The organism is Pseudomonas sp. FP1762, from assembly GCF_030687105.1.
In the GTDB taxonomy this organism is placed as follows: Bacteria; Pseudomonadota; Gammaproteobacteria; order Pseudomonadales; family Pseudomonadaceae; genus Aquipseudomonas; species Aquipseudomonas siliginis.
On sequence record NZ_CP117458.1, the window covers coordinates 923774 to 946817 of the forward strand.

Genomic DNA, 23044 nt, shown 5'->3' on the forward strand with positions numbered 1-23044 from the left:
AATTCCCTGTGGGAGCGAGCCTGCTCGCGAAAGCGGTTAATCAGTCACCGATGATGTTGACCGAAATGACGCCTTCGCGAGCAGGCTCGCTCCCACATGAGATATTTCGTGGGCCTACGCCGCGCCGTCGAGAAACTGCTCGGCGTAGTGGCAGGCCACCTGCCGATTATCCAGCTCACGCAACAGCGGTTCTTCCGTGCTGCAGCGTTCGGTCGCGTACGGGCAGCGCTTGTGGAAAGCGCAGCCCGGTGGCGGGTTCAGCGGGTTGGGCAGTTCGCCGACGATTTTGATTTTCGGCTTGTTCGGGTCCGGGTGAATGGTCGGGGTCGCCGACAACAGCGCCTGGGTGTACGGGTGCAGCGGGCGTTCGTAGATGTCGTTCTTCGGACCCAATTCCACCGGGCGGCCGAGGTACATCACCATCACGTCATCGGCCACGTGCTGCACCACCGCGAGGTTGTGCGAGATGAACACGTAGGCGGTGTTGAACTCCTGCTGCAAATCCATGAACAGGTTCAGCACTTGGGCCTGAATCGATACGTCCAGTGCCGAAGTCGGTTCGTCCGCGACCAGCACTTTCGGTTGCAGCATCATTGCCCGCGCCAGAGCGATACGCTGGCGCTGACCGCCGGAGAACATGTGCGGATAGCGCTGGTAATGCTCGGGCCGCAAGCCGACCTGCTTCATCATCGCCTGGACTTTCTCGCGACGTTCGCTGGCCGACAGCTTGGTGTTGATCAGCAACGGCTCGGCCAATTGATCACCGATTTTCTGCCGTGGGTTCAACGACGCATACGGGCTCTGAAACACCATCTGCACGTCTTTGCGCAGTTGCTTGCGCTCGGCCTTGTCGGCGCCGGCGACTTCCTGGCCGGCGATCTGCAGCGAACCCGACGACGGCTCTTCGATCAGGGTCAGGGCGCGGGCGAGGGTGGATTTGCCGCAGCCCGATTCGCCTACCACGGCAAGGGTCTTGCCGGCTTCCAGTTCGAACGACACGCCGTTAAGCGCGCGCACGGTGGCGTGGCCCTTGAACAGGCCACGGGAGACTTCGTAGTGACGGGTCAGGTCGCGGGCGGTAAGTACGACGGCCATTACGCCACCTCCTGGTTCAGCGGGTAGAAGCAGCGGGCGAGGCTGTTGGCTTTCGGATCAAGGCCCGGACGCTGGGTGCGGCAGTTGTCCTGCACATACGGGCAGCGCGGCGACAGCAGGCAACCCTGCGGACGGTCATAACGGCCCGGGACGATGCCCGGCAGGGTCGACAGGCGTGAGGCGCCGAGGCTGTGCTCGGGAATCGCCTTGAGCAGCGCTTCGCTGTACGGGTGCGCCGGGATGTCGAACAGTTGCGGCACCTGACCGACTTCCACGGCTTGACCGGCGTACATCACGCAGACGCGCTGGGCGGTTTCCGCCACGACCGCGAGGTCGTGAGTGATCAGCACCAGGCCCATGTTCTGTTCTTTCTGCAACGCCAGCAGCAGATCCATGATCTGCGCCTGAATCGTTACGTCCAGCGCCGTGGTCGGTTCGTCGGCGATCAACAGTTTCGGCTCGCCGGCAATCGCCATGGCGATCGCGACGCGCTGGCTCATACCGCCAGACAGTTGATGCGGATAGGCGTCCATGCGGCTGGCGGCGCCCGGGATCTCGACCTTTTCCAGCAGTTCGATGGCACGCTTGCGCGCTTGCTTGCCGGACATTTTCAGGTGCAGGCGCAGCACTTCTTCGATCTGAAAACCGACGGTGTAGCTCGGGTTCAGCGCGGTCATCGGGTCTTGGAAGACCATCGACAGGTCTTTGCCGACGATCTGCCGACGCTGACGGTTGCTCAGTTTGAGCATGTCCTTGCCGTCGAAGCTGAGCGAGTCAGCGGTGACGATGCCGGGGTGCTCGATCAGGCCCATCAGCGCCATCATGGTCACAGATTTACCCGAACCCGACTCGCCAACGATGGCCAATACTTCGCCTTTGTCGACTTTCAGGTCGAGGCCGTCGACCACCGGGGTCGCGGTCTTGTCGCCGAAGCGGACGTTGAGATTCTTGATTTCTAGCAGTGACATTTGAATCTCCTCAGGCGGCGTTCTTGAGTTTCGGGTCCAGCGCATCGCGCAGGCCGTCGCCCATCAAGTTGATTGCCAGCACGCTGAGCAAAATGGTCAGACCAGGCAGGCTCACCACCCACCAGGCGCGTTCGATGTAGTCGCGGGCCGAGGCCAGCATGGTGCCCCACTCAGGGGTTGGCGGTTGTACGCCGAGGCCGAGGAAGCCCAGTGCGGCGGCATCGAGAATCGCCGAAGAAAAGCTCAGGGTTGCCTGTACGATCAGCGGCGCCATGCAGTTGGGCAGCACGGTGATGAACATCAGACGCGGCAGACCGGCACCGGCCAGACGCGCGGCGGTGACGTAGTCGCGGTTCAGTTCACCCATGACGGCGGCACGGGTCAGACGCACGTAGGACGGCAGGGAAACCACAGCAATCGCGATCACGGTGTTGATCAGGCCAGGGCCGAGGATGGCGACGATCGCCACGGCCAGCAGCAGCGACGGCAGGGCCAGCATGATGTCCATCAGACGCATGATGGTCGGGCCGACCACTTTCGGGAAGAAACCGGCAAACAGACCCAGCAGGATCCCCGGAATCAGCGACATCACCACCGACGACAAGCCGATCAGCAGCGACAGGCGCGAACCCTGGATCAGACGCGACAGCAGGTCACGGCCGAGTTCATCGGTGCCGAGCAGGAACTGCATCTGCCCGCCTTCGAGCCACGCCGGCGGCGTCAGCAGGAAGTCACGGTATTGCTCGCTCGGATTATGCGGCGCGACCCACGGCGCGAAGATCGCGCAGAAGATGATCAGCAGCATGAACAGCAGGCCGGCAACGGCGCCCTTGTTCTTCGAGAACGCTTGCCAGAATTCTTTGTACGGCGACGGGTACAGCAGGCTTTGATCCACGGCGGACGTGGCGGTGGCTACTGAGGATGTTGGAGTGCTCATGGGTATTGACCTCAGCGCTGATGACGGATGCGTGGGTTGGCAAAGCCGTAGAGGATGTCCACCACGAAGTTGACCAGAATCACCAGGCAGGCGATTAACAGGATGCCGTTTTGCACCACCGGATAGTCTCGGGCGCCGATGGCTTCGATCAGCCATTTACCGATGCCGGGCCAGGAGAAGATGGTTTCGGTCAGGACCGCACCGGCCAGCAAAGTACCGACTTGCAGACCTACAACCGTCAGCACCGGAATCAGTGCGTTGCGCAGACCGTGCACGAACACCACGCGCGACGGCGACAGGCCTTTGGCCTTGGCGGTGCGGATGTAGTCTTCGCGCAGCACTTCGAGCATCGACGAACGGGTCATCCGCGCGATTACCGCCAGCGGAATGGTACCGAGCACGATGGCCGGCAGGATCAGGTGATGGAGGGCGTCGAAGAACGCGCCGACGTCATCGGCCAGCAGCGTGTCGATCAGCATGAAGCCGGTTTTCGGCTCGATGTCATACAGCAGGTCGATGCGCCCGGACACCGGGGTCCAGCCCAGGCTCACCGAGAAGAACATGATCAGGATCAGGCCCCACCAGAAGATCGGCATCGAATAGCCCGCGAGGGAGATGCCCATCACCCCGTGGTCGAACAGCGATCCTCGTTTGAGTGCCGCGATCACCCCGGCCAGAAGGCCGAGGATGCCAGCGAACAGCAGGGCGGCCATGGACAGTTCCAGGGTCGCCGGGAAAAGAGAGGTGAACTCGGTCCACACGCTTTCACGGGTACGCAACGACTCACCGAGATCGCCCTGGGCCAGTTTGCCGATGTAGTCCAGATACTGGGCATACAGCGGCTTGTTCAGCCCCAGGCGTTCCATTGCCTGAGCGTGCATTTCGGGGTCGACCCGACGTTCGCCCATCATCACTTCCACGGGGTCGCCCGGAATCATGCGAATCAACGCGAAAGTCAGCAAGGTGATGCCGAAAAACGTGGGGATCAACAACCCCAGTCGGCGGGCAATAAAACTAAACATCTTGTGTGGTACCTCATCAGCCGGTTAGGCGTGCCCGGTGTTCCATAGGTCAGGAGCACCGGGCGTTTCTTATCTACTTCACCTGGGTGGTGGCGAAGTTATTAGTGGTGAGAGGGCTGATGTGGTAGCCCTCTACATTGTTGCGCATTGCAGTGAACATCCGAGTATGGGCCATGCTGATCCATGGCTGGTCCTGATTAAACAGCACTTGAGCCTGTTCGTAGAGCGCGGCGCGTTCGGCCGGATCTACTTTAGCCCGCGCTTCATCCAGCAGTGCCTGGAATTTCTCGTTGCACCAGCGTGCGTAGTTTTCGCCGTTCTTGGCGGCCTCGCAACTGAGCATAGGCGTCAGGAAGTTATCTGGGTCGCCGTTGTCGCCCGCCCATCCGGCCGAGACCATGTCGTGCTCGCCGGCCTTGGCGCGCTTGAGCATTTCGCCCCATTCCATCACGCGGATGTCGATCTTGATCCCGACTTTCGCCAGGTCAGCCTGCATCATCTGCGCACCGAGCATCGGGTTGGGGTTGGTCGGACCGCCGCCGTTACGGGTGAACAGGGTGAAGGTAGTGCCTTCCGGAACCCCGGCTTCCTTGAGCAGGGCGCGCGCCTTGTCGAGGTCGCGTGGCGGGTTTTTCAGATCATGGTTGTAGCCGAGCAGGGTCGGCGGGTACGGGTTGACCGCCACCGACGCGTTACCCTTGCCGAACAGCGCGTTGACGTAGGCTTCCTTGTCGAACGCGATGTCGATGGCTTTGCGCACGCGTACGTCGCTCATGTACTTGTGCTGGGTGTTCATGGCGATGTACGAAACGGTCATCGCGTCCAGCTCGTCGACTTTCAGGTTGCTGTCTTTCTTGATGCTCGGGATGTCATCCGGTTTCGGATACAGCGCGACCTGGCACTCGTTGGCCTTGAGCTTTTGCAGGCGCACGTTGTTGTCGGTGGCGATCGCCAGGATCAACGCGTCGGCCGGTGGCTTGCCACGGAAATAATCCGGGTTGGCCTTGAAGCGCACCTGCGCATCCTTGGCGTAGCGCTGGAAGATAAACGGGCCGGTGCCGATCGGCTTGTTGTTAAGATCGCCGGTCTTGTTGGCCTTGAGCAACTGGTCGGCGTACTCGGCCGGGTAGATCGACGAGAACGCCATGGCGATGTCGGCCAGGAACGGCGCTTCGCGACGGGTCAGGGTGAACTTGACCGTATTGTCGTCGACTTTTTCTACGCTTTTGAGCAGTTCCTTGAAGCCCATGCTTTCAAAGTACGGGAAGCCCACGCTCGACAGTTTGTGCCACGGGTGATTCGGGTCCAGTTGACGCTGGAAGCTCCAGACCACGTCGTCGGCGTTCATGTCGCGGGTCGGCTTGAAATATTCGGTGGTGTGAAACTTGACGCCTTTGCGCAGGTGGAACGTGTAGGTCAGGCCGTCTTCGCTGATGTCCCAGGACTCGGCGAGCGCCGGGATCACTTCGGTGGTGCCGGGCTTGAAATCGGCCAGGCGATTGAAGATGGTTTCGGCCACAGCGTCCGCCGTGACTGCAGTTGTGTACTGGACCATATCGAAGCCTTCCGGGCTGGCTTCGGTGCAGACCACCAAGGGTTTGGCCGAAGCGCCGACAGCGACACTCAGCAACGCAGCCGCGATGGCCGCACGTAGGGGAAGCATTTTCATCGATAACCCTCTGCAATCGGTTGAAGACAGAAAACCGAACGGCCGACTCATCGTGAGTCAGCCGTCGGTTGGCGTTTTTACAGAATGTTGAACGGGATGGTGGTTACGAGACGGAACTCGTTGATGTTGCCGTCCGATTGGAACTCGCTCGCACGGTGGGCTGTGTAGGTGCCGCGAATCGTGGTGGCTTTCAGAGGACCGCTTTGTACCGCATAGGTCGCACCGATGCCGTATTCATAGTGGTGCTCGCCATCCTGTTCCTGGATGCCGTCGTAGCCTTTGCCTTCAACGCCTTTGTTGCCGTTGTAGTGCGTGCCATCGATTCCCCAGCCGCGAGCTTGATAGATGTTGAATTTCAGGCCCGGCACACCGTACTCGGCCATATTGATGGCGTATGAAACCTGGAAGGATTTCTCGTTCGGGCCGTTGAAGTCCGACAGCAGGGAGTTGGCTAGGTAGATACCGTTAGTCTCGTGCAGGTAATCGAAGTACTCGTTACCGTTTACTTGCTGGTAGGAGAAGGTCAGGTTATGCGCTTGGTGGGTCAGTCCGAACGACAGCGAGTAGGTGTCGTTGTCGATGTCGCCCAGCAGCTTCTTACCTTCGTCGACGGTTTTGTAGTAGTTGAAACCGGTAGTCAGGGCGAGGACGCTGCTGTCACCCAGTTCATGGGTGGCGCCGAAGTAGTACTGGTTCCACAGATCTTCAACTTGCGTGCCCCATAGACTGGTTTTCAGACTTTCGAGCGGCTGATAGCTGATACCGGCGGTGTTGACCTTGTCGGATTCGACACGGCCGTTGGCATACTCGGCGCGGAATTTCTGCAGGCTTTGTTCCGATCGTGGCGAGACGCGATCAAAAGTGGCCAAGTCGAAGGACAGATTGTTCAACTCTTCACTGTGCAGGGAGACACCCTCGAAGCTCGAAGGCAGTGCACGGTTGCCGATCACGTCGACCTGCGGGCTGCTGAAGCTCATACGACCGGCAGTCAGAGTGGTGTTGGAAACGCGCGCCTTGATGTTGGCAAGGCCTACCTTGCTCCACTGATCTACGGCTTCACCGTTATTCTTGTGCGTCAGGGTGCGGTTGTTACCCGATCCCACGCCCGTCTTTGGGGCGCCGCCATTTCCGGAAGCCAGATTTTCACGATCACGTTCAAGCGCAATTGCGTTATATGCCGCAACTTCGGTGCTGATACCTACAGTGCCCTCGGTGAAACCCGAGTTGTACTTGACGATGGTCCCTTGCACCCAGTTGATCCGACGGTCAGTTTCGGCCGGAGAACCATTTTTTTTATAGGAGAATTTGCCGCCGCGCTTCAGTTGCTCGTTGGCGTACCAGTTACGTGTCGTACCGGTGATCGACTGTCCTTCGACGAACCCAGTGGCCTCAGCCTGGGCGCTCTTGGTGTTGACGGTCACCGGGGTGAACGCCTGGCTCTGGGTTTCCGCATAAGCCGTGGCGGTGATGCTGCTGATGGCCAGGGCCAGTATCGCGGTGCTGCTCAGTTTCATGGGTGAAGCTCCTTTACTTTCTTTTTATCCCGGCTTTTTTTGGTATGCCGGTTATTGGTTTAGAACTCGTTCACACATCGCAAACGTTTGCAAAAAGCCGGATTGGCGAATTTAGGCAAAGCGCTTGCGTGAGGGGAGTAGACGGCTCCCCTCAGCATTGCGGCTAATCGGTTGGCTTAATCGATACTGACACCCGAGAACACGTTGCGGCCGAACGGGCTGACTTTGAATCCTTCGACCCGGGTGCTTAACGGCTGGTTGACCGTCGAGTGGGCGACAGGCGTGATCGGCACTTGCTGTTTAAGCAATTGCTGGGCCTGTTTATAAAGCACGGTGCGCTGGTCGCGGTCGGTGACGACCTTGGCCTGTTTGATCAGCTTGTCGTAAGCCGGATCGCACCACATGGAGTAGTTGTTGCCGCCGATGGCGTCACAGCTGTACAGCGTGCCCAGCCAGTTGTCCGGATCCCCATTGTCACCGGTCCAGCCGATCAGGCTGACGTCGTGCTCGCCGTTCTTGGTGCGCTTGATGTACTCGCCCCATTCGTAACTGACGATCTTCACTTTCAGACCGATCTTGGCCCAGTCGGACTGGAGCATTTCGGCCATCAGTTTGGCGTTCGGGTTGTACGGACGCTGCACCGGCATTGCCCACAGGGTGATCTCGGTGCCTTCTTTCACGCCGGCGGCCTTGAGCAGTTCCTTGGCTTTTTCCGGGTTGTAGGCGGCGTCCTTGATGGTGTCGTCGTAGGACCACTGGGTTGGTGGCATGGCGTTGACGGCCAGTTGGCCGGCGCCTTGATAAACAGCGTTGAGAATTCCCTGTTTATTCACCGCCATGTCCAGCGCCTGACGCACTTCCAGTTGATCGAACGGCTTGTGGCGCACGTTGTAGGCGATGTAGCCGAGGTTGAAGCCTGGCTTGGAAATCAGTTGCAGTTTCGGGTCGGCCTTCAGCGCTTCAACATCGGCGGGGCGCGGGTGCAGGGTGATCTGGCACTCGTTGGCCTTGAGCTTCTGCACACGTACCGACGCGTCGGTGTTGATCGCGAAAATCAGGTTCTTCAGCTTGACCCGGCTCGGATCCCAGTACTGCGGGTTACCGGTGTAACGGATGTTCGAGTCTTTCTGATAGCTCTTGAACACGAACGGCCCGGTGCCGATCGGCTTCTGGTTGATGTCGCTCGGCTTGCCGTCGGCCAGCAGCTTGTCGGCGTATTCGGCAGACAGAATGGCGGCGAAGCTCATGGCGATGTTCTGGATGAACGCTGCGTCAACACTGTTGAGCGTGAACTCCACGGTCAGCGGCCCGGTCTTCTCGACCTTGGCGATGTTCTTGTTCAGGCTCATCCCGTTGAAGTACGGAAACTCGGTGGGATAGGCCTTGCGGAACGGCTGTTGCGCATCGAGCATGCGATTGAACGTGAACAGCACGTCGTCGGCGTTAAAATCGCGGCTCGGCTTGAAGTAAAGGGTTGTGTGAAATTTCACGCCTTCACGCAGGTGAAAGGTGTATTTCAGGCCATCTTCGGAAATGTCCCACTTGGTTGCCAGACCGGGTACGACATTGGTCGCGCCTTTTTCGAACTCCACCAGGCGGTTGTACAGCGGCTCGGCGGCGTCGTTGTCGGTGGCCGTCGTGTATTGCGCGGTATCGAAACCCGCCGGGCTGCCTTCCGAGCAGAACACCAGGCTGTCGCTGGCGGCGTAGCTTGCAGACGTGGCGGCCAACAGGCCGGCGCCCAACAGTGCGGAAAAAACCAAGGTATGGCGCATGACGCTCCCTCTTTTTTTAGTGTTATGCAATGCACCTGGATCCCGATCCCGGGACTTTCTGGTCGCATTGAGCTCAATCCAATACGTACGGCAAAACCGGTGGCCCACGCAGACACTGGTCAGTACGCGACGGTAGGCACCGTGCCTCTGGCAGTAAATACGTAATTGCCTTAATGCTCGTAGGAAAAGTCGACGCGCCTATACCGAAGCAATCATCTGCGGCGGATTTGGGTGTAGGCCTTTTCCTTTTTTCCCGGTAGATAAAGCAACGGCGACGTCAGAAACGCCGCCGTTGCAATGTCTTACTTGCTGACGCTGACGCCGTAGAAGGAATTCAGGCCAAATGGGCTGATCTTGAAATCCTGCACGTTGGCGCGCATGGGTTGATACACCGTCGAGTGAGCGATAGGTGTCATTGGAACTGCATCTTTAAGGACGTGTTGCGCCTGTTTGTACAGCTCGGTGCGCTTGCCCTGGTCGGTAGTGCGTTTGGCTTCTTTCACCAGGCCGTCGAACTTCTTGTCGCACCACTTGGAGAAGTTGTTGCCGCTCAGCGAGTCGCAGCCAAACAGAACGTTGAGCCAGTTGTCCGGATCACCATTGTCACCGCTCCAGCCAATGATCATGGCCTGGTTCTCGCCACCTTTGGAGCGCTTGATGTACTCGCCCCACTCGTAGCTGGTGATCTTCACTTTCAAGCCGATCTTGGCCCAGTCGGACTGGAGCATTTCAGCCATCAGTTTGGCGTTCGGGTTGTACGGACGCTGCACCGGCATCGCCCACAGGACGATCTCGGTACCTTCCTTGACGCCGGCTTCCTTGAGCAGCTGTTTGGCTTTCTCAGGGTCGTACTTGGCATCCTTGATGGTGGTGTCGTAGGACCACTGGGTCGGCGGCATGGCGTTGACGGCCAGTTGGCCCGCGCCCTGGTAAACCGAATCGATGATTTGCGGCTTGTTCACGGCCATGTCCAGCGCCTGACGCACGCGCAGGTCAGCCAGCGGGTTGGCCTCGTTGCTGCCCTTGACCTTGTCCATCACGTTGTAGGCGATGTAGCCCAGGTTGAAGCCAGCCTGATCCGGCATCTTCAGCGACTTGTCTTCTTTCAGCGCTTTCAGATCGGCCGGACGCGGGAACAGGGTGACCTGGCACTCGTTCTTTTTCAGCTTCTGGATACGCACTGACGGGTCGGTGGTGATGGCGAAGATCAGGTTGTCGATCTTCACGTCTTCAGGTTTCCAGTAGTCCTTGTTGCCGGTGTAACGGATGTTCGAGTCTTTCTGGTAGCTCTTGAATACGAACGGGCCAGTGCCGATCGGCTTCTGGTTGATGTCGGCGGGTTTGCCTTCTTTCAACAGTTGCGCTGCGTATTCGGCGGACTGCACGGAAGCGAAGCTCATGGCCATGTTCTGGATGAACGCAGCGTCGACTTCTTTCAGAGTGAACTTGACGGTGTGGTCGTCGACTTTATCGATCTTGGTGATGTTGGTGTCCATCCCCATGTCGGTGAAGTACGGGAATTCGGTCGGGTACGCCTTACGGAACGGGTCGTCCTTGTTGATCATGCGGTTGAACGTAAACAGCACGTCGTCGGCGTTGAATTCACGAGTCGGCTTGAAATACGGGGTGGTATGGAACTTGACGCCTTCACGCAGGTGGAAGGTGTAGGTCAGGCCATCGTCGGAAATGTCCCACTTGGTCGCCAGACCAGGAATCACGGCGGTGCCGCCGCGCTCGAACTGGGTCAGGCGGTTGAACATGGTTTCGGCTGAGGCGTCGAAGTCGGTTCCGGTGGTGTACTGGCCTGGATCAAAACCGGCCGGGCTCCCTTCGGAGCAGAACACCAGGTTAGTCGCAGCGGTGGCGAAAGGTGCGGAGGCTAACAAGCCTGCGCCGACTAGAAACGGAATGACCGCGTGTTTAAGCATGTTGGCCTCATGATTTGTTGTCATTTTTTAGTTGTGAGGTACGACCTCGTGAGTCGTGCCTGCGGATACTTATGCAGGCCCCATACCCAATGCAAGATCCAGAGCGGTCGGCGGCGTTAAACGGTGGCACGAACGTACCTTAATGTCGCATCCGTATAACTTTTGACGCATTTGACCGTTTGCGGGTGGTTTTTGCGGTGCATTCGGGGCACTGAAATGGTGCGGTGGAGGTGTCGGGTGCGCTGGGGTGGGGCTTGGTGTTACTTATTTATACCCTTGGGGATGGGCGGGGTTGAGGGGTTTTCGGGGTGGGCTTTGGTGGGGTGGATTGGGGCAGGGATTGGGGAGTTTTACTTGGTGCAACTGGGTGTTTCGATTGGTGGCACCTTGGCGGCCTTTGGGCCGACCAGGGTGTTGGTTGGTTTGGGTGAATATCCGTTTTTTGCGGTATGGCGGCTGGCGGTTTCGCCCTTACGGCGAGTCACCTTTTTCAAACGCCAAAAAGGTAACCCAAAACGCTAGCTCCTGCGTTCGGCCCTCGCAGGCTCGGGTTCCTTCGCTCCGGGACTGATCCGGGCGCAGCGGCTCCGGTTTGCTTCGCTGCACCTCCTTCCGCTGTGTCTGGCTGCGCCAGACGGTCGCTGCGCTCCCACGCCCGGATCAATCCCTCCACTCAGCCTTCCGACGTCGCCGGTGGATCAAGATCAAGAGCAGGCGAGCTGACACTCGGCCTATTGAGTGGTGAAGAGCGGGTGTTCGGCGTTATTTTTGTTGTGGATTTGCCCCTCACCCCAGCCCTCTCCCCGAGGAGAGGGGGCTGATTTGTGTGCTTTTCAAATCCTCAGTTCAACTCGGAGTTTCGCGTTGGCGTATCTCCCCCAAACACCTCGGTCAGTCCCCTCTCCCTCTGGGAGAGGGTTAGGGTGAGGGTTTGCTTTTTGGCTGTTTAAATCCGCTGCGAAACAGCCAGAACCTTCCCACAAGGTTTTCAGGTTGTCCGTCGGACGTCCGCTCTCTAGGCGTGGGTCGTCGCTGGTTGTTCAGCGATCGGGTGTGAGAACCCGACATTCATAGTCATTCAGTGCCCAGATCCGCATAATTGCCGCCAGCAAGTTTGCTGCCTGCAAGTGTGTTATGGCGGCTCTGTGCGGGCGGGCTTATGTCCGGCCGGGTGCCTATGACCGGTTTTCTCACCCCGCACAAAGCTGCCACCTCTTCGTCGTGTGAGAAACGGCATCGAGATGGCTCAACCTCATAGGTGAAGCGCATGAGCAAACCAGTCCCCGACCCACCCGAAGAAACCTCAACCCCCCTTGAAGCCGCGCTGCGTGCCGACGATCTCGCGAAGAACCGCGAAGCCATCAAGCGTGCCCTCGATTTCTATCTCTGCCCGCCACCCGGCAAACCCCATTCACCCGGCACGATGTTTCTGATCCGGCCCGACATCGACACTGAAAGCCTGCTGGCCCACGCCTGTGAATCCCTCGCTTCAGCCAACACCCTGGCCAGCGATTTCGCCGATCAGCTTGGTAGGCCGCAGCGCAATACGGCGCTGGCGATTCAGCAGATCATCATGCTGGCGGAGCTGGCGGTGAATCGGGCGCTGGATCGGGTTGATCCGCACGCTTGAGATCGCGTCATCGTTCTTCGCGAGCAGGCTCGCTCCCACATTCAAATGCGTTCAACCTGTGGGAGCTGGCTTGCCAGCGATAGCGGTGGATCATTCACTACAAAACCCGGGCACAAAAAAAACCGGCAACCATTGACTGATTGCCGGTCCTTCATTCAGCCAAGCTCAAATCACTGCATCAACACTTCAATCGAGCCATCAGCGGTCATGCTGACCTGGCTGGTGCCGGCTTCGACTTCCGGCGTGACTGGCGCGGAATCCATGGCTGCGGCTTTCATCATCATCGGCGCGCGCAGGTACGGTTGTGGGTAACCGTTGCTGTTGAGGTTCAGGTTGACGATTTTGTAGCCCTTGCCGCCCAGTGCATCGGTGGCCAGTTGGGCGCGGGTCTTGAAGGCGGTGACGGCTTCTTTGAGCAACTGGTCTTCGCTGGCCTTGCGTGTCGGGTCGGCGATGGCGAAGTCCATGCCGCCCATTTTCAGGTCGGTCAATAGCTCGCCGGTGAGTTTGGACAGGGCGGCGAAGTCGGTGCTTTCCAGGCGCAGTTCGGCGCGTTCGCGCCAGCCGGTGATTTTCTGGCCTTTGGTGTCGTAGATCGGGTAGCTGTTGCGGCTGCCCGTACGCAGGGTGATGTCTTTGACTTGCTTGGCCTGGGCGGTGGCTTTGTTCATGGTGGTGCTGATGGCGGCGGCGAGTTTGGCCGGGTCGGTGTTCTGCTCTTCGGTGTAGAGCGTCACGATCATCTGGTCGCGGGCCACTTCCTGGCTGACTTCGGCGCGCAGGGAAATCTGGTTGTAGTGCAGCTCATCGGCGGCCAGAACCGGGAGGCTGGCGACGCTGCCGACGGTCAGGGCGAGGAGGGCGGCGCTGCGGCGAAATGTGTGCATGAAGGCTCCTTGAATGAGGCGCAGGTGATGAGTCGCGGCCTGCGTGAACCATCAGACTCTAACTTCTATGATCCGGTTCGCCCAGTTACAACTTCTATACAGATACCTGCGCGCAGTGGGGAGTGCTTCTGTGGCGAGGGGATTTATCCCCGTTCGGCTGCGCAGCAGTCGCAAATCCGGCTGATGCGGTATGTCTGGTTAAATGAGGTCGCATGATTTGGGGCGGCTCCGCCACCCAGCGGGGATAAATCCCCTCGCCACAATGATCTCCAATAGCCTTCGGAATTTTCTTCAACTCAGATGAATTCTTCATCGTCGCCATGTGGTCGTTTGCCGCACTTTCGCCTCTGAACCCCGCGCCTTGGTTATACTCCGTGCGATCCGCCTGGAGCGCTCATCAGGAGAGCTCATGCTCGCCCCCGTACAACTGACTTCCGCCACTCGCCAGAACCTCTGGCGGCTGACTTTCATCCGCACCCTGGTGCTCGCCGCGCAGGCCGGCTCCGTTGGCTTGGCCTACTGGCTGCAATTGTTGCCGTTGCCGTGGGTGCAACTGGCGATGACCCTCGGCTGCTCGATTCTGCTCTGCGTGTTCACTGCCGTGCGCCTGCGCACATCGTGGCCGGTGACCGAGCTCGAATACGCGCTGCAACTGGCTTGCGATCTGGTGATTCACAGTGCGCTGCTGTATTTCTCCGGCGGTTCGACCAACCCCTTTGTTTCCTATTATCTGGTGCCGTTGACCATCGCGGCGGTGACCTTGCCGTGGCGTTATTCGGTGATTCTGTCGGGCATCGCGCTGGCGCTGTACACGCTGATGCTGACGCGTTTCTATCCGCTGGAAACCTTGCCGGTCGCCCGTGAGAATCTGCAGATCTACGGCATGTGGCTGAGCTTTGCCCTGGCCGCTGCGGTGATCACCTTCTTCGCCGCGCGCATGGCTGAAGAACTGCGTCGGCAGGAAGAGCTGCGGGCGATTCGTCGGGAGGAAGGGCTGCGTGATCAGCAGCTGCTCGCCGTTGCGACCCAGGCCGCCGGTGCTGCGCATGAATTGGGCACACCGCTGGCGACCATGAGCGTGTTGCTCAAGGAAATGCAGCAGGATCACCCCGATGCACTGCTGCAGGACGATCTGAAAGTGCTGCAGGATCAGGTCAAGCTGTGCAAGGAAACCTTGCAGCAACTGGTCCGTGCCGCCGAGGCCAATCGGCGTCTGGCGGTGGAGATGCAGGACGTTACCGACTGGCTCGACGAAGCGCTGAACCGCTGGCACCTGATGCGCCCGGAAGCCAGTTATCGCTTCCAGCGTCTCGGTCAGGGGGCGGTGCCGCGCATGGCGCCGCCGCCGGATCTGACCCAGGCATTGCTGAATCTGCTCAACAATGCAGCCGACGCCTGCCCGGAAAATCTCCAGGTGACCCTCGACTGGGACGCAGAGACTTTGACGATCAGCATTCGCGACCACGGCGCCGGTGTGCCGCTGGCCATCGCCGAGCAGATCGGCAAGCCGTTTTTTACCACCAAGGGCAAAGGTTTCGGCCTGGGCCTGTTTTTGAGCAAGGCCAGCGTGACACGCGCCGGCGGCTCAGTGAAACTCTATAGTCATGAGGAAGGCGGCACGCTCACCGAGCTGCGCCTGCCCCACGGCGCCCGAGGAGACCAACATGAGTGACGAAATCCAAGTCGAAGGCGAAGAACTGCCGCATCTGCTGCTGGTCGACGACGACGCGACCTTCACCCGCGTCATGGCCCGCGCCATGGCCCGTCGTGGCTTTCGCGTCAGCACTGCCGGTTCCGCTGAAGAAGGCCTGACCATCGCCCAGGCCGATCTGCCTGATTACGCTGCGCTGGACCTGAAAATGGACGGCGACTCCGGTCTGGTCCTGCTGCCCAAGCTGCTGGAACTCGATCCGGAAATGCGCGTGGTGATCCTCACCGGTTATTCGAGCATTGCCACGGCAGTCGAGGCGATCAAGCGTGGCGCCTGCAACTACCTGTGCAAACCCGCCGATGCCGACGACGTGCTGGCCGCGCTGCTGTCTGAGCACGCCGATCTCGACAGTCTGGTGCCGGAAAACCCGATGTCGGTCGATCGTCTGCAATGGGAGCACATCCAGCGCGTGCTCACCGAGCACGAAGGCAATATTTCCGCCACGGCCCGCGCGCTGGGCATGCACCGCCGCACCCTGCAGCGCAAACTGCAGAAGCGCCCGGTGCGTCGCTGAACCTGCGCTGAACGACTATCGCCAGCCCTCGCGATGAATCGCGCCGATCATCTATGATCGGCGCGTGTCCGTTCTTTTTACTATCGAGCCTTATCCATGAATCAGAACGCTGAATACTCCGCGGTCAACGATGCTGTGCGCGGGCAGTTTTTTCGCAAAGTCTGGGCGATGACCACGCCTTACTGGCGCAGCGAAGAGAAGGGCAAGGCCTGGACGTTGCTGATTGCCGTAATTGCGCTGACGCTGTTCAGCGTGGCGATTTCGGTGTGGATCAACAGTTGGTACAAGGATTTCTACAACGCTTTGCAGAGAAAGGATGAAGCCGCGTTCTGGCAGTTGATTCTGTATTTCTGCGGCATCGCGACCGTGGCGATTCTCGGCGCGGTGTATCGGTTGTATCTGACGCAGATGCTGACGATCCGCTGGCGGGCGTGGCTGACCGAAAAGCACTTCAAGCGCTGGCTGGACCACAAGAATTACTACCAGCTGGAGCAGGGCGGTTATACCGATAACCCCGACCAGCGGATTTCCGAAGACCTCAACACTTACACCGCCAACACCCTGAGCCTGGGCCTCGGGCTGCTGCGCACGATTGTCAGTCTGGTGTCGTTCTCGATCATTTTGTGGGGCGTGTCGGGCAGTATCGAAGTGTTCGGCATCGAGATTCCCGGCTACATGTTCTGGTGCGCACTGTTGTACGCGGCGGTCGGCAGTTGGCTGACGCATTTGATCGGTCGCCGTCTGATCGGTCTGAACAACAAGCAACAACGCTTCGAAGCAGACCTGCGTTTTTCCATGGTGCGCGTGCGTGAGAATGCGGAAAGCATCGCCTTGTACAACGGCGAACCCAATGAAAACCGCCGCTTGAGCAATCGCTTCGGACTGGTCTGGCACAATTTCTGGGACATCATGCGCGTGTCCAAGCGCCTGACGTTCTTCACCTCCGGCTACGGGCAGATCGCAATCATTTTCCCGTTTGTCGTCGCCGCACCGCGCTATCTGTCCGGCAAGATCGAACTGGGCGAGCTGATGCAAATCAACTCGGCGTTCGGCAACGTGCAGGAGAATTTCAGCTGGTTCATCACCGCCTACTCGGATCTCGCCGCGTGGCGCGCCACCTGTGATCGTTTGCTGAGTTTCCGTCAGGCCATGAGCGACAACGAACAACGCACCCCGGCCATTGACGTGCAGAACCAGGGCAGTGAGTTGCAGGTGCACAACCTCGGCCTCGATCTGGCCGATGGTCGTCACCTGCTGACCGACGCCGACATGACCGTTGAACCGGGTGAGCGCGTTATGCTCAGCGGGCGGTCCGGCAGCGGCAAGTCGACACTGCTGCGAGCGATGGGGCATTTGTGGCCGGCGGGGCACGGCAATATTCGTTTGCCGGCGGCGCGTTATCTGTTCCTGCCGCAGAAGCCTTATCTGCCGATCGGCACATTGCGTGAAGCGTTGAGTTATCCACAACCGGGCGACACCTACGCGCCGGAACGTTATGCACAGGTGCTGGAAACTTGCCGTCTGCCACACCTGGTCGGGCGGCTGGATGAAGCCAATCACTGGCAGCGCATGCTTTCACCGGGCGAGCAACAACGCCTGGCCTTCGCCCGCGCGCTTCTCTACGCACCGCAATGGCTGTACATGGACGAGGCTACATCGGCGATGGATGAAGAGGACGAGGCGACCTTGTATCAGGCGTTGATCGATGAGATTCCGGGGTTGAGCATTGTCAGCGTCGGTCACCGAAGCAGTTTGAAACGATTCCATCCACGGCACGTGCGGATCGACAGCGGGCACCTGGTGGAGCAACCCGTAACTGCCTGACCCCACGGATCCCTTGTAGGAGCTGCCGAAGGCTGCGATCTTTTGGTTTTTAAGATCAAGATCAAAAGATCGCAGCCTTCGGCAGCTCCTACATGGAGGTCGTGTTGACGGTGATCGTACAACCCGCTTGAGCTATGATGGCGCCAAGCCGAACTTTCGAGACAAGATGCAGACCATGGAAAAGCTGATCGACACCCCGCGCCTCCCCCGCAAGCGCCGCAGCCTCGCCCAGGAATTGGTTACGGTGTTGAGCGAGCAGATCCGCGATGGCCTGCTCAAGCGTGGCGACAAGTTGCCCACCGAGTCGGCGATCATGGAAGCCCATGGCGTCAGCCGCACCGTGGTCCGCGAGGCAATTTCCCGTCTGCAGGCCGCCGGCCAGGTAGAAACCCGCCATGGCATCGGCACCTTTGTTCTCGATACGCCGAGCCCGAGCGGTTTCCGCATTGATCCGGCCACCGTTGTCACCCTGCGTGACGTGCTGGCGATTCTCGAATTGCGCATCAGCCTCGAAGTCGAGTCCGCCGGCCTAGCCGCGCAACGCCGCAGTCCCGAGCAACTGGCAACCATGCGCGCCGCCCTCGACGCCTTGAACGAAAGCGCCTCCCATGCCAGCGATGCGGTGTCGTCGGACTTCGCTTTCCACCTGGAAATTGCCCTGTCCACCGGCAACCGCTACTTCACCGACATCATGACGCACCTGGGCACCAGCATCATTCCACGTACGCGGCTGAACTCGGCGCGGCTGGCCCACGATGATCAACAGCACTACATGAGCCGCCTGAGCCGCGAGCACGAGGAAATCTACGACGCGATTGCCCGTCAGGACTCCGATGCCGCGCGTGCGGCGATGCGTCTGCACCTGACCAATAGCCGTGAAAGACTGCGCCAGGCCCATGAAGAGGCGCAGGCGCAGCGAAGCTGAGTCTTACGCCTCTATGCGCAATCGCAGCGGCAGCGAATACGGCTCCATGCTCGACTCATCGCGAAACTTGTAACGCAGCTCCACCTCGCGGTTCAGGTACGGTTGCAATGCCTCTTTCGGCAGCTGCACCTCGATGTCGAGCAACTTTTCCATTTCATCCTCGGCGTCGTCCCAGGCGCCAGTGTCCACCTCATCACCTTCCCATTCAGGTTCCTCGGCATCGCTGCCGAGGACCGCGTAGACGCTCCAGTTTGCTGCGAAATCGCTGGAATCCGGGACCTGCACGGTGAGGATGTCCGGCAATTGCGAGAGCTGAAGCGTCACGCAATCGTCTTGCGCAGGGGCGACGTGGGTGAGGGTGGGGGCGGCAAAATGCATCGACATAGCGGCTTCCTTTGTGTGGTCCGCCACGATCCTTCGTGGCAGTCGACGTACTTTACGAGCCGCAGGTCGCCTCAGAATTAAACGAATCCAGACCAGATATTTCAGCCCTCGAACGCGTCAAGCGCGAGCCTTGTAGCCATTTCATAAAGCGCAAAAGCCAATCTTGTCCGACAAAAAAGCCCTGCCAACGATGAAATGCAGTTGACGGTTATTTTTTAAGTTGTACGATGACCTACAACTTCGGCTAAGGCTGAACGGTCCACTCACAATAAAACGTTGCTACCAGGGTGTTCGAATAATGAATCCACAAGAACTGAAGTCCATCCTCTCTGCCGGCCTGCTGTCTTTCCCGGTGACCGATTTCAACGCGCAGGGCGATTTCAACCGCGCGGGCTACATCAAACGCCTGGAATGGCTGGCTCCGTATGGCGCTTCGGCTCTGTTCGCCGCCGGTGGCACCGGTGAGTTCTTCTCCCTGGCCGCCAGCGAATACTCGGAAATCATCAAGACTGCCGTCGACACCTGCGCAACCAGCGTGCCAATCCTCGCCGGCGTTGGTGGTTCGACCCGCCAGGCCATCGAATACGCTCAGGAGGCCGAGCGTCTGGGCGCCAAAGGTCTGCTGCTGCTGCCGCACTACCTGACCGAAGCGAGCCAGGACGGTGTTGCCGCCCACGTTGAAGCCGTGTGCAAATCGGTGAAGATCGGCGTGGTCGTCTACAACCGCAACGTTTGCCGCCTCAACGCGCCGCTGCTGGAACGTCTGGCCGAGCGCTGCCCGAACCTGATCGGCTACAAGGATGGCTTGGGCGATATCGAGTTGATGGTGTCGATCCGTCGCCGCCTCGGTGATCGCTTCAGCTACCTGGGTGGTCTGCCGACCGCTGAAGTCTACGCCGCTGCCTACAAGGCTTTGGGCGTGCCGGTGTACTCCTCGGCGGTGTTCAACTTCATCCCGAAAACCGCGATGGACTTCTACCACGCGATCGCTCGCGAAGATCACGCCACCGTCGGCAAGATCATCGACGACTTCTTCCTGCCGTACCTGGACATCCGCAACCGCAAGGCCGGTTACGCCGTGAGTATCGTCAAGGCAGGTGCAAAAATCGCCGGCTATGACGCAGGTCCGGTGCGTGCGCCGCTGACCGACCTGACCGGCGAAGAGTACGAAATGCTCGCCGCGCTGATCGACAAGCAAGGCGCGCAATAAGCGAGAAAAGCGAGGCCGCTGAGCAATCAGCGGCTTTTTGCGTGAAGGCTTTTAGAGTTGAGGGCTGCCCTGTGACAACTGCAAAACGCTACGACAACTACATCAATGGCGAATGGGTCGCCGGTGCCGATTACTCGGCCAACATCAACCCGTCAGAACTCAGCGACACCATCGGCGATTACGCCAAGGCTGACCTGACCCAGGTCAACGCCGCCATCGACGCTGCTCGCGCTGCGTTCCCGGCGTACTCCACGTCGGGCATCCAGGCTCGTCACGATTCGCTGGATAAAGTCGGCAGCGAGATCCTCGCCCGTCGCGAAGAGCTCGGCATGCTGCTGGCCCGTGAAGAAGGCAAGACCCTGCCGGAGGCGATCGGTGAAGTGACCCGCGCCGGCAACATTTTCAAGTTCTTCGCCGGTGAATGCCTGCGTCTGTCCGGTGACTACGTGCCGTCGGTACGCCCGGGCGTCAACGTCGAAGTCACTCGCGAAGCGCTGGGCGTGGTCGGTCTGATCACTCCGTGGAACTTCCCGATCGCCATCCCGGCGTGGAAAATTGCTCCGGCCCTGGCCTACGGCAACTGCGTCGTGCTCAAACCTGCCGATCTGGTGCCGGGCTGCGCCTGGGCGCTGGCCGAAATCATCTCCCGCGCGGGCTTCCCGGCCGGTGTGTTCAACCTGGTAATGGGCAGCGGTCGCGTGGTTGGCGAGGCGTTGGTCAACAGCCCGAAAGTCGACGGCATCAGCTTCACCGGTTCGGTGGGCGTGGGTCGTCAGATCGCGGTCAACTGCGTTTCGCGCCAGGCCAAGGTGCAGCTGGAAATGGGCGGCAAGAACCCGCAGATCATTCTCGACGACGCCGACCTCAAGCAAGCGGTCGAGCTGTCGGTGCAGAGCGCGTTCTACTCCACCGGCCAGCGCTGCACTGCGTCGAGCCGTCTGATCGTTACCGCCGGCATTCACGACAAGTTCGTTGAAGCGATGGCCGAGCGCATGAAGTCGATCAAGGTCGGCCACGCGCTGAAGGCCGGCACCGACATCGGTCCGGTGGTCTCCCAGGCGCAGCTGGAACAGGACATGAAGTACATCGACATCGGCCAGTCCGAAGGTGCACGTCTGGTCAGCGGCGGCGGTGTGGTGACATGCGACACCGAGGGCTACTTCCTCGCGCCAACGCTGTTCGCCGACAGCGAAGCGTCGATGCGCATCAGCCGCGAAGAGATCTTCGGCCCGGTGGCCAACATTGTTCGTGTGGCCGATTACGAAGCTGCGCTGGCAATGGCCAACGACACCGAATTCGGCTTGTCGGCCGGCATCGCGACCACGTCGCTGAAGTACGCCAACCACTTCAAGCGCCACTCCCAGGCCGGGATGGTGATGGTCAACCTGCCGACCGCCGGTGTGGATTACCACGTACCGTTCGGTGGCCGTAAAGGTTCGTCCTACGGCTCCCGTGAGCAAGGCCGCTATGCACAAGAGTTCTACACCGTGGTGAAAACCGCCTATGTAGGCTCCTGATACACGCAGTACCCCTGTAGGAGCTGCCGAAGGCTGCGATCTTTTGATCTTTTTTTTCAAGATCAAGATCAAAAAATCGCAGCCTTCGGCAGCTCCTGCAGGGAATAAATGCAAGACCAAAGAAGCTTCACCCCGCATAAAAATAATCAGTGGGAGTACATCTGCATGCAATCCTCCAAGCCGACTCACGTCCGCTATTTGATCCTGCTCATGCTGTTTCTGGTGACCACGATCAACTACGCCGACCGTGCCACGATCGCCATTGCCGGCTCCAGCCTGCAAAAGGACCTTGGCATTGACGCCGTCACCCTCGGCTACATCTTCTCCGCATTCGGTTGGGCTTACGTGGCCGGGCAAATTCCCGGTGGCTGGCTGCTCGATCGCTTCGGCTCGAAAAAAGTCTATGCCCTGAGCATTTTCACCTGGTCGCTGTTCACCGTGCTGCAAGGCTTTGTCGGTGAATTCGGCATGTCCACGGCAGTGGTTGCGCTGTTCATGCTGCGTTTCCTCGTGGGCCTGGCCGAAGCGCCATCGTTCCCCGGCAACGCGCGCATCGTGGCGGCGTGGTTCCCGACCGCTGAACGCGGTACCGCTTCGGCGATCTTCAACTCGGCGCAATACTTTGCCACCGTGCTGTTCGCGCCGTTGATGGGCTGGATCGTCTACAGCTTCGGCTGGGAGCACGTGTTCATCGTCATGGGTATCCTCGGTATCGTGTTCTCGCTGGTGTGGCTGAAAGTCATCTACAGCCCGCGCGAACACCCACGGGTCAACGAGGCCGAGTTCAAGCACATCGCTGACAACGGCGGCATGGTCGACATGGATCAGAAGGGCAAGAAGTCCGACGGTCCGAAGTGGGATTACATCCGTCAGTTGCTGACCAACCGCATGATGCTCGGCGTGTATCTGGGCCAGTACTGCATCAACGGCATCACCTATTTCTTCCTGACCTGGTTCCCGGTGTATTTGGTGCAAGAGCGTGGCATGACCATTCTCAAGGCCGGTTTCATCGCTTCGTTGCCGGCCATTTGCGGCTTTATCGGCGGCGTGCTCGGCGGGGTGATTTCCGATTACCTGCTGCGCAAGGGCCATTCGCTGACCTTCGCCCGCAAGGCGCCGATCATCGCCGGCCTGCTGGTGTCGAGCAGCATCGTCGCGTGCAACTATGTTGACGTGGAATGGATGGTGGTGGGCTTCATGGCTCTGGCATTCTTCGGCAAAGGCGTTGGCGCACTGGGCTGGGCGGTGGTTTCCGACACTTCGCCGAAACAGATCGCCGGTCTGAGCGGTGGCTTGTTCAACACCTTCGGCAACATCGCTTCGATCACCACGCCGATCGTCATCGGCTACATCATCAGCTCCACCGGTTCGTTCAAGTGGGCGCTGGTGTTTGTCGGTGCCAACGCACTGGTCGCGGTGTTCAGCTATCTGGTGATCGTCGGCCCGATCAAGCGTGTGGTCTTGAAAGAGCCGCCAGCCAAGGGCGGCAATGAAGCCACCGGCAATTTGTCTCAAGCGCATTCCTGAGGAGCGG

General features: G+C 59.5%; 18 protein-coding genes. 8 read left to right on the forward strand and 10 right to left on the reverse strand.

Going from position 1 to position 23044, the window contains the following annotated elements:
• Positions 1–114 precede the first annotated feature (114 nt).
• The 8 genes from PSH90_RS03910 to PSH90_RS03945 form a co-directional block, all read right to left on the reverse strand.
• Positions 115–1095 carry a peptide ABC transporter ATP-binding protein gene (locus PSH90_RS03910; RefSeq protein ID WP_041477953.1) on the reverse strand — a complete coding sequence of 327 codons (981 nt, stop codon included), beginning with the start codon at positions 1093–1095 and terminating at the stop codon, positions 115–117.
• Positions 1095–2063 (reverse strand): ABC transporter ATP-binding protein, encoded by a 969-nt coding sequence (locus PSH90_RS03915; RefSeq protein WP_016771722.1) that lies wholly within the window; start codon positions 2061–2063, stop codon positions 1095–1097. The genes PSH90_RS03910 and PSH90_RS03915 overlap by 1 nt, the downstream gene beginning before the upstream one ends.
• A 10-nt stretch (positions 2064–2073) precedes the next feature.
• Positions 2074–3000, reverse strand: coding sequence for an ABC transporter permease subunit (locus PSH90_RS03920; protein WP_016771721.1), 927 nt, complete (start codon positions 2998–3000; stop codon positions 2074–2076).
• Between the two features lie 11 nt (positions 3001–3011).
• Positions 3012–4022: an ABC transporter permease subunit gene (locus tag PSH90_RS03925; protein WP_016771720.1), complete on the reverse strand. Its 1011-nt coding sequence runs from the start codon at positions 4020–4022 to the stop codon at positions 3012–3014.
• A gap of 73 nt (positions 4023–4095) precedes the next feature.
• Positions 4096–5691: an ABC transporter substrate-binding protein gene (locus tag PSH90_RS03930; RefSeq protein ID WP_136491939.1), complete on the reverse strand. Its 1596-nt coding sequence runs from the start codon at positions 5689–5691 to the stop codon at positions 4096–4098.
• A 77-nt stretch (positions 5692–5768) separates the two neighbouring features.
• Complete coding sequence (locus tag PSH90_RS03935; RefSeq protein ID WP_305382215.1) at positions 5769–7205, reverse strand: OprD family porin; 1437 nt, start codon at positions 7203–7205, stop codon at positions 5769–5771.
• A 176-nt stretch (positions 7206–7381) separates the two neighbouring features.
• Positions 7382–8980: an ABC transporter substrate-binding protein gene (locus tag PSH90_RS03940; protein WP_305382216.1), complete on the reverse strand. Its 1599-nt coding sequence runs from the start codon at positions 8978–8980 to the stop codon at positions 7382–7384.
• Between the two features lie 302 nt (positions 8981–9282).
• The gene (locus PSH90_RS03945) at positions 9283–10908 is read right to left on the reverse strand and encodes an ABC transporter substrate-binding protein (protein WP_041477957.1); all 1626 of its coding nucleotides are present in this window, start codon (positions 10906–10908) and stop codon (positions 9283–9285) included.
• A gap of 1267 nt (positions 10909–12175) precedes the next feature.
• On the opposite strand from PSH90_RS03945, the gene PSH90_RS03950 reads away from it, so the two are divergent.
• Positions 12176–12538, forward strand: a complete 363-nt coding sequence (locus PSH90_RS03950; protein WP_305382217.1) for a DUF6124 family protein — start codon at positions 12176–12178, stop codon at positions 12536–12538.
• Positions 12539–12708: 170 nt separating this feature from the next.
• On the opposite strand, the gene PSH90_RS03955 is transcribed toward PSH90_RS03950, so the two are convergent.
• Positions 12709–13425, reverse strand: coding sequence for an SIMPL domain-containing protein (locus tag PSH90_RS03955; protein ID WP_122707553.1), 717 nt, complete (start codon positions 13423–13425; stop codon positions 12709–12711).
• Between the two features lie 409 nt (positions 13426–13834).
• On the opposite strand from PSH90_RS03955, the gene PSH90_RS03960 reads away from it, so the two are divergent.
• The 4 genes from PSH90_RS03960 (at position 13835) to PSH90_RS03975 (ending at position 18399) form a co-directional block, all read left to right on the forward strand.
• A complete protein-coding gene (locus tag PSH90_RS03960; protein ID WP_016771713.1) occupies positions 13835–15097 on the forward strand; it encodes an ATP-binding protein in 1263 nt (420 codons plus the stop codon).
• Entirely contained in the window at positions 15090–15650 is a 561-nt protein-coding gene (locus PSH90_RS03965; RefSeq protein WP_003221630.1) for a response regulator transcription factor, read from the forward strand. The genes PSH90_RS03960 and PSH90_RS03965 overlap by 8 nt, the downstream gene beginning before the upstream one ends.
• 96 nt (positions 15651–15746) lie before the next feature.
• On the forward strand, positions 15747–17474 hold the full coding sequence (locus PSH90_RS03970) for an ABC transporter ATP-binding protein/permease (RefSeq protein WP_041477961.1): 1728 nt from the start codon (positions 15747–15749) through the stop codon (positions 17472–17474).
• A gap of 175 nt (positions 17475–17649) precedes the next feature.
• Positions 17650–18399 carry a FadR/GntR family transcriptional regulator gene (locus tag PSH90_RS03975; protein WP_177327011.1) on the forward strand — a complete coding sequence of 250 codons (750 nt, stop codon included), beginning with the start codon at positions 17650–17652 and terminating at the stop codon, positions 18397–18399.
• A gap of 3 nt (positions 18400–18402) precedes the next feature.
• On the opposite strand, the gene PSH90_RS03980 is transcribed toward PSH90_RS03975, so the two are convergent.
• The gene (locus PSH90_RS03980; protein WP_150636096.1) at positions 18403–18783 is read right to left on the reverse strand and encodes a hypothetical protein; all 381 of its coding nucleotides are present in this window, start codon (positions 18781–18783) and stop codon (positions 18403–18405) included.
• Positions 18784–19081: 298 nt separating this feature from the next.
• Here PSH90_RS03980 and kdgD point away from each other — a divergent pair, with 298 nt between their 5' ends.
• From kdgD to PSH90_RS03995, 3 genes are all read left to right on the forward strand, one after another.
• Positions 19082–19993: a 5-dehydro-4-deoxyglucarate dehydratase gene (kdgD, locus tag PSH90_RS03985; RefSeq protein ID WP_016771708.1), complete on the forward strand. Its 912-nt coding sequence runs from the start codon at positions 19082–19084 to the stop codon at positions 19991–19993.
• Positions 19994–20064: 71 nt separating this feature from the next.
• Entirely contained in the window at positions 20065–21510 is a 1446-nt protein-coding gene (locus tag PSH90_RS03990) for an aldehyde dehydrogenase family protein (protein WP_056782921.1), read from the forward strand.
• A 165-nt stretch (positions 21511–21675) separates the two neighbouring features.
• Positions 21676–23037 (forward strand): MFS transporter, encoded by a 1362-nt coding sequence (locus tag PSH90_RS03995; protein WP_041477964.1) that lies wholly within the window; start codon positions 21676–21678, stop codon positions 23035–23037.
• Positions 23038–23044: the final 7 nt, after the last annotated feature.

What these genes read in the sequence shown, in the direction of transcription:
- PSH90_RS03955 (WP_122707553.1), bottom strand. Translation starts at nt 13,425, where the DNA reads ATGCACACATTTCGCCGCAGCGCCGCCCTCCTCGCCCTGACCGTCGGC.
- PSH90_RS03935 (WP_305382215.1), bottom strand. Translation starts at nt 7,205, where the DNA reads ATGAAACTGAGCAGCACCGCGATACTGGCCCTGGCCATCAGCAGCATC.
- PSH90_RS03965 (WP_003221630.1), top strand. Translation starts at nt 15,090, where the DNA reads ATGAGTGACGAAATCCAAGTCGAAGGCGAAGAACTGCCGCATCTGCTG.
- PSH90_RS03925 (WP_016771720.1), bottom strand. Translation starts at nt 4,022, where the DNA reads ATGTTTAGTTTTATTGCCCGCCGACTGGGGTTGTTGATCCCCACGTTT.
- PSH90_RS03945 (WP_041477957.1), bottom strand. Translation starts at nt 10,908, where the DNA reads ATGCTTAAACACGCGGTCATTCCGTTTCTAGTCGGCGCAGGCTTGTTA.
- kdgD (WP_016771708.1), top strand. Translation starts at nt 19,082, where the DNA reads ATGAATCCACAAGAACTGAAGTCCATCCTCTCTGCCGGCCTGCTGTCT.
- PSH90_RS03975 (WP_177327011.1), top strand. Translation starts at nt 17,650, where the DNA reads ATGGAAAAGCTGATCGACACCCCGCGCCTCCCCCGCAAGCGCCGCAGC.
- PSH90_RS03960 (WP_016771713.1), top strand. Translation starts at nt 13,835, where the DNA reads ATGCTCGCCCCCGTACAACTGACTTCCGCCACTCGCCAGAACCTCTGG.
- PSH90_RS03970 (WP_041477961.1), top strand. Translation starts at nt 15,747, where the DNA reads ATGAATCAGAACGCTGAATACTCCGCGGTCAACGATGCTGTGCGCGGG.
- PSH90_RS03915 (WP_016771722.1), bottom strand. Translation starts at nt 2,063, where the DNA reads ATGTCACTGCTAGAAATCAAGAATCTCAACGTCCGCTTCGGCGACAAG.
- PSH90_RS03940 (WP_305382216.1), bottom strand. Translation starts at nt 8,980, where the DNA reads ATGCGCCATACCTTGGTTTTTTCCGCACTGTTGGGCGCCGGCCTGTTG.
- PSH90_RS03980 (WP_150636096.1), bottom strand. Translation starts at nt 18,783, where the DNA reads ATGTCGATGCATTTTGCCGCCCCCACCCTCACCCACGTCGCCCCTGCG.
- PSH90_RS03995 (WP_041477964.1), top strand. Translation starts at nt 21,676, where the DNA reads ATGCAATCCTCCAAGCCGACTCACGTCCGCTATTTGATCCTGCTCATG.
- PSH90_RS03920 (WP_016771721.1), bottom strand. Translation starts at nt 3,000, where the DNA reads ATGAGCACTCCAACATCCTCAGTAGCCACCGCCACGTCCGCCGTGGAT.
- PSH90_RS03950 (WP_305382217.1), top strand. Translation starts at nt 12,176, where the DNA reads ATGAGCAAACCAGTCCCCGACCCACCCGAAGAAACCTCAACCCCCCTT.
- PSH90_RS03930 (WP_136491939.1), bottom strand. Translation starts at nt 5,691, where the DNA reads ATGAAAATGCTTCCCCTACGTGCGGCCATCGCGGCTGCGTTGCTGAGT.
- PSH90_RS03910 (WP_041477953.1), bottom strand. Translation starts at nt 1,095, where the DNA reads ATGGCCGTCGTACTTACCGCCCGCGACCTGACCCGTCACTACGAAGTC.